Origin of the sequence: Acinetobacter sp. 12966 (assembly GCF_031196995.1) — a bacterium.
GTDB classification, from domain to species: domain Bacteria; phylum Pseudomonadota; class Gammaproteobacteria; order Pseudomonadales; family Moraxellaceae; genus Acinetobacter; species Acinetobacter geminorum.
The window spans coordinates 1-260 of the sequence record NZ_JAVIMC010000031.1; the positions used below are offsets into that span (position 1 = coordinate 1).

Below are 260 nucleotides of genomic sequence, written 5' to 3' on the forward strand. Positions count from 1 at the left end.
GTTGCCCAAGACATCTGTGTAGCTACCATCAGCCACCGCAATGCTTGGTGCTGTGCCTGTACCGTCCGGTGTGAACACCGCTGTCCAGGTGATGTTGTCAGTCGTAGTCAAGCCAGTCAATGTACCGCCTACAACCGTGATGTCGCTTGCATCAAAGCCTGCTACCGCCTCACTGAACGTGAAGCTAATGTTCGCTGTTTCACCTGCCGCAAGTGCAAGGTCATCTGCGCTAATCGCAAGGCTTGGTGCTGTCGCATCAA

Annotated in this window: 1 protein-coding gene; it reads right to left on the reverse strand. The window is 54.2% G+C overall.

Annotated features, from left to right (window positions below; genetic code table 11):
- A partial coding sequence (locus tag RFW85_RS06335; RefSeq protein ID WP_309171254.1) for an Ig-like domain-containing protein occupies positions 1 to 260 on the reverse strand: 260 nt, incomplete at both ends.